Source organism: Acinetobacter sp. CS-2 (assembly GCF_016599715.1).
Lineage (GTDB): Bacteria > Pseudomonadota > Gammaproteobacteria > Pseudomonadales > Moraxellaceae > Acinetobacter.
Genome location: NZ_CP067019.1, coordinates 540,894 through 552,854, shown reverse-complemented (window position 1 = coordinate 552,854; position 11,961 = coordinate 540,894). Strand labels below are relative to the sequence as shown.

Below are 11,961 nucleotides of genomic sequence, written 5' to 3'. Positions count from 1 at the left end.
GATCAAACTTGATGTGGTGAAATATGATGGTGCTCATCAAGGTGGATTAAATGGTGATACCTCAGAACTCAGCTTACCGCTGCAATCCTTATACAGCGTGAATAAAGAAAATAATAACCGCCCTTTGATTGAAAGCAGCGATGCCTTTACTAATTATAAAAAATGGTTAGGCAGTGATTACATGCTGCAAATGTTCGCGACCGACCCGCAAAACATGCAAAAACGTTTAGGGGATGGTTATTACGAGCAAAAACTGGTCAATGACCAAATTGCACAACTGACGGGTCAAGTTTATTTAGATGGTTATACGAACTTCGAGGATCAATTCAAAGCCTTGATGGATTCTGGGGTGAGTGCCGCCAAAGATCTTAATTTAAGTGTTGGGGTGAAACTTTCAGAAGCACAGATTGCTCGATTGACCAGTGATATGGTGTGGCTGGTGACAGAAACCATTACCGTTGATGGCGAAAAAATCCAAGTCTTGGTACCGAAAGTGTATGTTGCAGTACAGCCGGGAGATTTAAACAACAAAGGTACCTTGATTGCAGGCGAGACGGTCAATTTAAAACTGAGTGGGGATTTAAACAACCAAGGCAGCATTGCTGGACGCCAATTGGTGAATCTTGAAGCCAATAACATGAATAACGTGGGCGGCTTAATACAAGGTCGAGACGTCTTTGCGACAGCACACACCGATATCAATAATATTGGTGGGACAATGACCGCCAATCAAACCCTTGCCCTTGATGCGGGCCGAGACATTAACAACATCACCACGACGATTAAAACTGAAAATAAGCACGGTTTAAGTGAATTTAGCGCTGAAAACATTGGCCGTGTTGCTGGGCTGTATGTACAAGAGGCGGATGGTCAGCTGGTTGCTAATGCCAAGAATAATATCAATCTGACTGCATCAGATCTACAAAGCCAAGGCAGTGTTACCATCAAAGCGGGACAAGACCTGAATCTTTCTACGGTGAATGTCAGTCGCAGTGATTTAAGCTCAGCAGGTGACAAGGATCAGATTCTGAATGCTTCGAGTCGAGATGTAGGGACGCAGATTCAGGCGAAAGGTAATATCTCTCTGCAAAGCGTTGCCAATACTCAGATTAAAGTCGGCACATTGAAGAGTACGTCGGGCAATGTAGTGATTGATGCTAGACAAAATGTCTTGAGCGAAAATGGACGAGATGAACGCAGTTCTCAGCTTGCCGCCCAAGAAAAAGGTGGCTTCTCTACAACAGATAAAAAAATCCAATCTTCGACCAGTCAATCGATTGCAACCGACATCCAATCGGGTGGCAATATCCTGATCAATAGCCAAACAGGAGATATTCAAGCCACACACCTGCAAGCAGGTGCGAAAGACAGCATTCAAATTACGGCAAACCAAGGTAATGTCAAACTTTTGTCAGATATTGATACTGACATGAAGAGCACGGAAACAGCCAAGAAAAATACAATTCAATTTAAAAACCGTCAATCAGGATATATCGACGAAGACGTTGCACAAACACAGCTCAAAGCTGGCAAAAATGTTGATATCAATGCCGGTAAAAATATCGAGCTGCAAGCCAATGATATACAAGCTCAAGACAATATTTATATTGGCAATACCCAATTCGAACGCCAAGCGGATGGCAGTTTAAAATCCAAAGATGGTAATGCCCTGCCCGAAAATGTCAGTCTGACGACATTAGAAACCAATGATCAGCAATGGGATGAAACACAAAAGGGCTATCGAGGCATTGCCAAAGACTTAATGAAAGTGACTGCTGTTGGCTTAGCAGGTATTGAGGCTTTAGCTCCGGGATTAAAAGCACCGAAGATCACGATCGGAGAATCATCGAGCACACGGACTGAGAAAAGAACACAAACAGGGACCGATCTTGGTGCCAATAATGTCTATGTGGGTTCAGCAGGTCAAACGACACTGACCAGCAGCAACATTGATGCACAGAACACGATCTTAGCGGGCAAAAAAGTCACGCTCGATGCAGCAGAAGAACAACAAAAAACGGTAAGTTCAAACAGCAAAGAAACGGTACAAGGTCTTGGGGTAAAGCTGAATAAAGACAGCATTCGAGTGGGCGGCTTTGTACTTGAAGACACAGAGAATACCGTTAAAACTACAGCCACAACGCATAAGTCAGGCAACATCAATACTGAAAACTTAATGATTCAAGGTGCTGAAGGTGTAGATCTCCTCGGCCAAAATATCACGGCTGCAGGTGATACGATCATTGATCATGGTCGAGGAAATCTCAACATAGGCGGTTATGAAAATAAAACCGCCACAGAAGAAAAGACCCATACTGAAACTGTGAGTACAGAAGTCGGCATTCGCAATGCCTATTTAGATGCAATCTTAGCGGTAGAAGCTGTTGCAGATGCAACTAAAGCCTTATCTAAAGCTAAAGATGAGTATAGCCAAGCACAACGTGACTATGCAGCGGGCCGAATTACCAAAGGAGCCTTAGATGACAGCAAAGCCAATGTCGCAATGGCAACGGCCAATGTGGCAAGTGCACAGATTGCTGTAGGGGCAGCAGCCGCATCTGCGGCTGCAAGCAGTGCAACCTATGGCTTTACCATTGGCGCTAATGGTGAACGGATAGAAACCACAAGCACCACGAATACAGAACAAAGCCAATGGCAAGGCAGCAACTTAGATTTAAACAACCTTCAGCTTAAATCAGAAGGTCAAGATATCAATATCCAAGGCAGCCGAGTGAATGCAACAGGCACCACGACCTTTGATGGCAGCAAAGACCTCAATGTGACTGCAGGCGTCGAGCATAGTAAACAAGACAGTAATAGTAAAACCAATAGCCAAAGTGTGAGCTATACCTATGGCGGTGGCGGCAGTGCTTCAATAGGCAAGCAAACCAGCCAATCACAAAACGAAAGCCTCACCCACGTAAATAGTGAAGTTGTACTGAATCGTACTGAAGGTGCTATTGATAAATTGAATGTTCAAGGCGGTACGGTGAGCATTGCTGATCGAGGTAGCCTGCAAGTTAAGGAAATTCATGTAGAAAGCTTGCAGGATACAGCATCCAGCAGCAATAGCAGTAAAGGCGGTTCTATTGGCGGCGGTTATGGTTCGGGTTCAAAGAATATTACGGCCAGCTACAACCAAGCTAAAGGTAATAGTGACAGTGCATGGGTGAATGACACCAGTAAGTTGCTGATAGGTAATGCACAAAACGATGCAGACTTGGATGCAATGGGTGTGAAAAATGTCACTAATATTGGTGGTGTGATTGCGAATGCGACAAAGAAAACTGATGGTTCATTAAGTGATCATGGTAAGTTAAATTACTCGGGCGAACTTGAGCTGAAAGATCTTGAGGACCACAACTACAACAGTAGCAGCGGCTTTAATGTCTCGACCAATATCGGTATTCCACAAAAAGGTACACCAGAAGCCTCTACTGCACCAAAAGGTTCAACGACCATTGGCCTCAACAGCAGTGGACAGGAAACAGAACAGTTGACCAAAGCAACGATGGGACAAGGTACTGTAAAAAATACGACCGATACGACCAATCGAGACATTAACAACGCGCAAGAAATTACCCGAGACCAAACCACAGGCATGCTTGATGGATCGGTGACGGTTGATCATCGTTTACTGACAGAAAGTGGCCGTGCGGAGATTATTCAGCAGCAAAAGGATCTACCTGAAAATTTCCGTCAAAGTGCTGAAAATTTAGCGAAAGCATTACCAGAGGGTGAGTACAAAGATAAGGCTTTACAAACGCTAAATAATATTCAGGCAAGGCTTTATAATTTACCAAGTGAATATAAAGAAACGGGCGTAGTTGGTGACAAAGTTGCAAGTGAATTACTCAAACGAGGGATAGAGCCCAAAGAAGTAGAAGCATTATTTTCTAAATTAGATTTTTTCTATGCAGCAAAAGAATTTAGTGAGATTCAGAATCAATTAGATACATTAGCTCAATCTGGTGTTGATTTAGAAACGATTTTTAAACAACCTAAAATAGGCGTAAGCGAACAAGAAACAATTTATGCAAAAGGGACTGACTTTGAGACAAAAGTTACGACTCAAACAACAGTTGGTATGACTATTTTAAGCAATATTGCAGATTTAGGGAATAATATAAAACAGATTAGCGATGATTTAGGTGTTGATTTAGGTACTGTTCAACTTGCGGTAGGTTTAATGATTTCAGGTCCAGTTCGTTTAGTAATTGAGACAGGAAAGTCTTTAGCTTTAGATAATGTAGCAGGAGCTGAAATAGCTCAAGGATTTGATGCTCTAGCAACATCATTAACTGCCGCCGCTCATCTTACCAATTCAAATACGATTAATAATTGGACTAATCCAGAGAAAGTTAAAGAAATTGAAAACTCTACGTCTGAAAATAAATTAGATGAATTGAAATTTGCAAATGAAATTGAAAAGAATAAACAAGGTGCAGAATATTTAATTAATGCTGTGGCTGGAGTTGTAGGTGCTGGAATAGGTAAAGGTGTTGTTAAGGGGAAAGATTCAGAACTTGAAGTTTCTAAATCTGGATTTGAAATAGGGGATAATAATTCCATAACTGGACATCAGATTTTAGGCATACATAAGGACGAAAGTAATAATACTATTGGTAATTACATAGTCGAAGGCACCAAGCCATCAACTAAAGATAAAGTTATTAATGTTGAAACACAATATTATGAAAATCCAGGACATCATGACTTGAAAGATGGAAATATGCCTTATAACTCTACTAAAGCAATAATTCCTGACAATCATGTAAAATTATGGGAAAACAGTGTAAAAATTGATAGTGATCCAAAAAATAGATGGGCAATTGAAAATAAAGATGGGAAGGTCATTTATCATAGGTTTCAAGATGATGGTAATGGCAATTTCCATTGGAATGGTTCGACAAAAGGTATTACGTCCTCAGGAAAGGAACGAAATATCAAGATTTCTGATGTCCCTTCTGACTTGATAAAAATGGTAGATAGCAAATGAATAGAATTGGAAACGATCAAGTTTTTATAGAGTTTGATGGAAATTATCAGAATAGTAATTTCATCCCATTGCGTTTATGTATTGAGGGGGAGTATCTAGGAACTTTAGACTCTCCTACTTATGTGACTAGCTTTATAAATTCACTAAAAAACTTACTAAATGATAATTACTATTATAGCAATGTGATAAATGATGAAAATTGTAAAAAATTTTTCTATCCTAAAGGTTTATTATCTGAGAATTACAGAATCACTTTAGAAGAAACCTTTGATGATTTCAGTAAAAGGGCAGCAAGGAATAATAATACTATTTATTTTACTTGGTTTTTATATGAAGATCATTTTTTTGAATACAAAGATAACATTGTAAATAAGGTAATTTTTTCTAAATGTAAAAGTCTAGATTTACTCAATTTAATAGATGATTTTCTTGAAGTAATTAATTAAGGGGCTGTAGTCGATAAGGCTAAATACCCACCAAAATTAGGAGATGACAACAGCACTCAATGGTCTTTCAGCAGCGATTAGTACAGGGATGGTAACGGTTGCGAAGAAAGGTGGTGGTATTGTTATTGATACTGCTAAAAGTACTAAACGTATTTTAGAGCCTGTAAATTATTTTGTGTAAGTTCGATTTTTGGTGGTGTTTTAAAAAGTATGCTGACATTAAATGAAGCCATTATTGATGTAAAAGAAGGTTAAGTCGAAGGCTTTAAAATGGTTTTCAAGCTTTTTGGAGAAATTGCAACTTCTTCTAAAACCACGCCTTATTCGATGCCTTATTTTGCAATTATTACCTTCAATTCCTACAGTAAACAACTTACCAATACTTTGCTTGCAGTTTTTAAAAGCAGTGATGAAACTGTCCCAATGATCACTTGCAATTCGGGTGTAGTGAATACCTAATTGTTTAAGCTTTGTCTTCAACCTTTGGACTGTAGCTAAATCTCTCTTACCCCAAACATAAGCAACAATCTCACCTGTTTCTCGATGGTAGGCGTAAATAAGCCATTGTTTATTATTTTTATTTCCAACAAAAGTCCAGAATTCATCTACTTCGAGAGATTCATAATGACTTTGTTTAGGCTGAATTTGATAGGCCGATTCAGTTAAAGTCCGGAAGACTTTACCGATACTAATGCGATCAACTTCAGCGATATCTCGTATACCGCTGCCTCTGACCATTAACTGTAATATTTTACGAGTAATGCCAGAATTACATCCTAGATAGCTCAGAGCATGGTCACCAATAAACTGACGTTTGCAGTCTTTGCATTGGTAGTTTTGTTTCCCATCTACTTTGATGCCATTTTTCTTTATACTGTCACTGAGGCAGGTTGGACATTTGATTTCTAGAGTTATTTGCATTTCTCTATTTTAGCAAAATTCAACCTGCTTTTTTTTAGCATACTTTTTGATACACCACCCAATTTTTTAATCGATCATCGAACGTAATCGTAAATCAGTTCATCGCTAAATGATATAAGTAGCGCTGTTGTGCAATATTGGCATTTGAATACTTTTTATGAGGTTCATTCTTCTTGTAATTCTATTACTGAATAAACCCTAAGTGGCCGACTTGGAATAGGAATGAGTGGTAGGGAACGAATAGGAATAGGTGGTAGGTTTATGCAGGAATATGCATGATTTTATCGATAATTTTACTTTCTTTTTCAAACATTAATACTGTTCTTTAGGCACAATAGATCTAATTCAAAATTCCATCAAAAAATAAATTCATTTAGAAAATAACCATTTAAACAGAAATAAAAATTATATAAATTATTTTTATAAAAAAGAGAAGGCGAAAAAATTATTTTTAGTCTTGTTTTTATTTAATACCAATGTTTTCTCAACCGTAATGTATCTTACTTTATTTAATACAACATGTAATATTTTATGGTTATAAAAATTTAACATATAACCATTTAGTAAAAAATATTATTCATATGAATATTTAAGGAATTTATAAGATAAACATTCATCCAATTAAATATTTTTCTTTTAATAATAATTAATGCAAACTCATTTTTTTATTTATATTTTTTAAAAAAATATTTTATAAAATATTTTTCAATTATTTTCTACCCGATTTAATAAGCCATCTTTTACTTGATAGACCTGCCCATAACCGAAATCAATTTGTTGTTTTTCTCCCTGAATAGCTGGAAATCCAGTAATATTTTCTAATTGGGGGGAGCGTTGAAATTGATGGGTTTTAGGGTTATACATCCAGTAGATAAAGCGCTTATCTTCAATTTTTCGTTCATTGGAAGTATCTGAAAGCACGATGTCATAATAGCCATCAAGATTAATATCCATATAACCAATACTCTTGGGATAAGCAGTAAACCCTGACAAACTTTGAACGACTGTATTGGTCGTTTTATTCCATACATCCACTTGTTTTAAGGCTCGTCCATAAGGCTGTTGGGGATTTTCAAGACCATAAAATTTAAATATGAACAGTGGCTTTTCTACTGCTGTAAATGCAGGCCCAAATTGAATTGGAATACTTTCATTATTCTTTGCTGTGATCAAAACTGATGACATCTGTCCTGTATTGGCATTTAAATTTCCATTTAACTGATATTGTTCAGATGCTGTTGCCTCCCCCTCTACACTTACCGATTTAAGATTAAGCTGATCTCCTTTTTGCAAGCCTTTAAAAGCAATCGTTTTTTTCTCGTTCAAATCATGGAATTTGCCGTGTGGATTCCAGATCCCTGCATATAAATCAAGAAAATAGCGTCCATCATCTGAACGCAACATTCGCTGCATAGAGACTCGAACATTTGTAAAAGATTTGAGGTGATCAATCCTGGTTACAGGCACTGTTTCTGCAAAACTTAAACATGCAAAAGATAAAGTGGTAAGACATAGCAGGATTTGAGTTTTCATTACTCAGCCACACTTAACAATAAATTATGTCTACTCTATCACAATTAAAATTACATTTGATCTATCCTCAGCCGCTGTGTTTTGTTGCGAATTATTAATAGACTGATCTTCATCAAAAAACTAAAAATACTTTAGACAATAAAAAACCCTTGTATCAACAAGGGTTTTTTAAAGATTAAACTAAAAAATTAGTTCTTCTCTTTGTCAACGATTTTGTTCGCTTGAATCCAAGGCATCATTGCACGTAACTTATTACCTGTTACTTCGATACCATGAGCAGCATTTTGACGACGGCGAGCAGTCATAGATGGGTAGTTCAACGCACCTTCCTGGATGAACATTTTCGCATATTCACCAGATTGGATACGTTTAAGCGCATTACGCATTGCTTCACGAGACTGTTCGTTGATCACTTCAACACCAGTTACGTATTCGCCATATTCAGCATTGTTCGATACTGAATAGTTCATGTCCGCGATACCGCCTTCAAACATCAAGTCAACGATCAATTTAAGTTCGTGTAGACATTCAAAGTAAGCCATTTCAGGCGCATAACCCGCTTCAACCAAAGTTTCGAAGCCCATTTTAACCAGTTCAACAGCACCACCACAAAGAACCGCTTGCTCACCGAATAAGTCAGTTTCAGTTTCTTCACGGAATGAAGTTTCGATAATACCAGTACGGCCGCCACCTACGCCTGAAGCGTAAGAAAGTGCTACATTACGCGCGTTACCAGAAGCATCTTGGTGAATCGCGATTAAATCAGGAACACCTGAACCACGTTGGAATTCAGAACGTACAGTGTGACCTGGTGCTTTAGGCGCAATCATGATTACGTCTAAGTCAGCACGTGGCACAACTTGATTGTAAAGAACAGAGAAACCGTGAGCAAATGCTAGAGTCGCGCCTTGTTTGATGTTTGGCTCGATCACGTCACGGTAAAGTTGAGATTGGAACTCATCTGGAGTCAAAATCATGACTAAGTCAGCTTGAGCAACAGCAGCAGGAACTTCTGAAACTTTAAGACCAGCATTTTCAGCTTTTTTCCAAGAAGTCGAACCAGCACGTAAACCCACAGTTACGTCAACGCCAGAGTCTTTAAGGTTAAGCGCATGCGCGTGACCTTGTGAACCATAACCAATGATCGCTACTTTCTTAGATTGGATGATCGATAAGTCTGCGTCTTTATCGTAAAAAATTTGCATTGCTGTCTCCGCTTAAATGCTTATGTTTTCTTTTATCTAGGTCAATGATGTTATTGGTATTCATTGACCTGGATCCTCATCTCCACGATGAGTAGAATGTGTTAAAAAATTAGACTGTTAAAACTTTTTCGCCACGTGCGATGCCCGATACACCTGAACGCACCACTTCAAGAATGGTATTTTCTGCAAGTGCATCAATGAAACCGTCAAGCTTTTCAGTTGTACCGGCAATTTGAATGGTATAAGTCGTCGGGGTCACATCCACAATTTGTGCGCGGAAAATGTCAGCAGTACGCTTGATTTCTGCACGTGCCGATCCAAGTGATTTCACTTTAATCAGCATCAGTTCGCGCTCGATATGCGCACCCTCAGACAAATCAACCACTTTAACCACTTCAACCAGTTTATTCAGCTGTTTGGTGATTTGTTCAATTTTATGATCATCACCATACGTGGTCAGCGTCAAACGTGACATGGTTGGGTCTTCGGTTGGTGCAACGTTCAAAGTCTCAATGTTATAACCACGTTGAGAGAACAATCCCACCAGACGTGAAAGTGCACCCGCTTCGTTTTCTACGAGAACAGAGATGATATGTCTCATTGAGTGCGCTCCCCTTTTCCTAACCACATATCTTGCATCGACTGACCCGCAACCAGCATTGGATATACATGCTCGCTACGGTCAACCATAACGTTAATAAATACGCATTTATCGTTGATGGCCATGGCTTCTTCAAGCTTGGATTCAAGTTCATCAGCATGATTAATCTGGATGCCCACGTGACCATAAGCTTCCATCAACTTGGCAAAGTCAGGCAATGATTCAACATAAGAGCTTGAATGGCGACCTTCGTAGTTCATATCCTGCCACTGTTTCACCATACCCAAGGCACGGTTGTTGAGGCAAAGAATTTTCACATTTAGGCCATATTGCTTACATGTTGATAATTCCTGGATACACATCTGAATCGATGCTTCACCGGTAATACATACCACTTGCTGGTCCGGAAATGCCAATTTCGCAGCCATGGCATAAGGCAGGCCTACCCCCATGGTTCCCAAACCACCTGAGTTAATCCATTGACGTGGACGCGTGTATTTATAATACAACGCACCAAACATCTGATGCTGACCCACGTCAGAAGTAATAATGGCCTGGCTATTGGTGATTTTATCTAAAGCGGCAACGACTTGTTGTGGCTTCATCGTGCCATCAGTTGGGGCTACAACTTTTAAGCCGTGTGCTGCACGCCACTCATCAATTTGCTTCCACCATGCTGCAATATCTTCAGGGTTCGGTTTTGAAACATTCATTTGTTTCAACTGTACCAGCATCTCTTGAAGTACCGGCTCTACCGCACCCACAATTGGAATGTGCGCCATGATGGTTTTAGAAATGGTTGCCGGATCAATATCAATATGAATCACTTTGGCATTTGGACAGAATTTTGCCGGATTATTGGTCACGCGGTCATCAAAACGTGCACCTACACACAGGATCAAGTCTGCATTGTGCATGGTCATGTTAGCTTCATAAGTACCATGCATACCCAACATACCGATAAATTGAGGGTCATTGCCCGGGAATGCACCCAAGCCCATCAAAGTATTGGTTACCGGATAGCCCAATAAATGAGCCAATTCAGTCAATAATGCTGAGGCATTACCCTGTACCACACCACCGCCAGTGTAAATCACTGGACGTTTAGCACTGATCAATTCGTCAATTGCTTTACGGATCTGGCCTGAATGACCACGATGTGGTGGCTGATACGAACGCATCTTCACTTTTTCAGGATATTCGTAGGCAAATTTTTCTGCAGGATTAGTGGCATCTTTAGGAATATCGACAACCACAGGACCCGGACGGCCTGAAGAAGCAATATAGAATGCTTTTTTAATAATCGCAGGAATTTCGCTGGCATGACGCACTTGGAAACTGTGTTTTACGATTGGACGAGAAATACCGACCATATCGGTTTCCTGGAACGCATCCTCACCGATAAGATGGCTTGCAACCTGACCAGACAAAATCACCATTGGGATTGAGTCCATATAAGCCGTTGCAATTGGCGTTACGGTATTGGTTGCGCCTGGACCTGACGTGACAAGCACCACACCAGTTTTACCTGTTACACGCGAATAAGCATCGGCCATATGACCGGCAGCCTGTTCATGACGTACAAGGTAATGATTAATTTTGTCTTGTTGAAAGAGCGCATCGTAAATATGCAGTACTGCGCCGCCTGGATATCCAAAAACATGTTCAACGCCTTCGTCCGCCAATGCGCGAACAAGCATTTCACCACCAGATAAAAGTTCCAACGTGATTCACCCTAATCTTTTTTCACGCACAAATGGAGGGCATTTGTGGTGATTCATTCATTCACTGTGTGCTCTGTTATAGCACACAAATTTCATAGTTTTCATAGCAATAAGAAAAAAATCTGACCTGGTCGCTGTTTGAGCAATATGAGGTCTAAAACATGTTGGGATAAACATATTTTGTTGGCTTTGTTCAGCTTCTCGGCTAGAGAAGAAGTCCATTGCTAAAAGGCGCTTATTCGAAGGGTGATCGATCTAAGGCATATAAAACTAAAGCAGCATTTTTGTGGTTTCGAGTATTAAAGTCAAGTTTAAAAATTAGCTTTTTATAGCTTAATTTTAAATTATTCATTTTTTATTCATCAGTTTTGTATTTAGCGGTACACACCACAATCAAAAAAAATCAACTTTTTTATATTTTTCAAATAATTAAAAAATATTTTCATAAAAAATAAATATAAAAATTATAATAAAATGGAATGAATATTTATTTTATTAAAAAATGTTTTTATTAATTCAAATGTATTTCTTA

7 protein-coding genes and 1 pseudogene are annotated in these 11,961 nt (G+C 39.2%); 3 read left to right on the top strand and 5 right to left on the bottom strand.

Features of this window, described 5'->3' with window-relative positions; all coding sequences use genetic code 11:
• Positions 1-1,018 precede the first annotated feature (1,018 nt).
• From JFY49_RS17730 to JFY49_RS02535, 3 genes and pseudogenes are all read left to right on the top strand, one after another.
• Positions 1,019-4,999, top strand: a pseudogene (locus JFY49_RS17730) (hemagglutinin repeat-containing protein); the annotation flags it as partial.
• Positions 4,996-5,445 carry a hypothetical protein gene (locus JFY49_RS02540; RefSeq protein WP_096901592.1) on the top strand — a complete coding sequence of 150 codons (450 nt, stop codon included), beginning with the start codon at positions 4,996-4,998 and terminating at the stop codon, positions 5,443-5,445. The pseudogene JFY49_RS17730 and the gene JFY49_RS02540, both read left to right, overlap by 4 nt.
• A 43-nt stretch (positions 5,446-5,488) precedes the next feature.
• Complete coding sequence (locus JFY49_RS02535; RefSeq protein WP_158660382.1) at positions 5,489-5,626, top strand: hypothetical protein; 138 nt, start codon at positions 5,489-5,491, stop codon at positions 5,624-5,626.
• A 38-nt stretch (positions 5,627-5,664) separates the two neighbouring features.
• On the opposite strand, the gene JFY49_RS02530 is transcribed toward JFY49_RS02535, so the two are convergent.
• The 5 genes from JFY49_RS02530 to JFY49_RS02510 all read right to left on the bottom strand — a co-directional run bounded on the left by JFY49_RS02530 (position 5,665) and on the right by JFY49_RS02510 (position 11,429).
• Positions 5,665-6,366 (bottom strand): IS1 family transposase, encoded by a 702-nt coding sequence (locus tag JFY49_RS02530; protein ID WP_176537817.1) that lies wholly within the window; start codon positions 6,364-6,366, stop codon positions 5,665-5,667.
• Positions 6,367-7,071: 705 nt separating this feature from the next.
• Positions 7,072-7,899 (bottom strand): XAC2610-related protein, encoded by an 828-nt coding sequence (locus tag JFY49_RS02525; RefSeq protein ID WP_200223603.1) that lies wholly within the window; start codon positions 7,897-7,899, stop codon positions 7,072-7,074.
• Between the two features lie 188 nt (positions 7,900-8,087).
• Positions 8,088-9,104 carry a ketol-acid reductoisomerase gene (gene ilvC / locus JFY49_RS02520; protein WP_086195357.1) on the bottom strand — a complete coding sequence of 339 codons (1,017 nt, stop codon included), beginning with the start codon at positions 9,102-9,104 and terminating at the stop codon, positions 8,088-8,090.
• 109 nt (positions 9,105-9,213) lie between these two features.
• Positions 9,214-9,705 carry an acetolactate synthase small subunit gene (ilvN, locus tag JFY49_RS02515; protein ID WP_086195356.1) on the bottom strand — a complete coding sequence of 164 codons (492 nt, stop codon included), beginning with the start codon at positions 9,703-9,705 and terminating at the stop codon, positions 9,214-9,216.
• Entirely contained in the window at positions 9,702-11,429 is a 1,728-nt protein-coding gene (locus tag JFY49_RS02510) for an acetolactate synthase 3 large subunit (RefSeq protein WP_086195355.1), read from the bottom strand. The genes ilvN and JFY49_RS02510 overlap by 4 nt, the downstream gene beginning before the upstream one ends.
• Between the last annotated feature and the right edge of the window lie 532 nt (positions 11,430-11,961).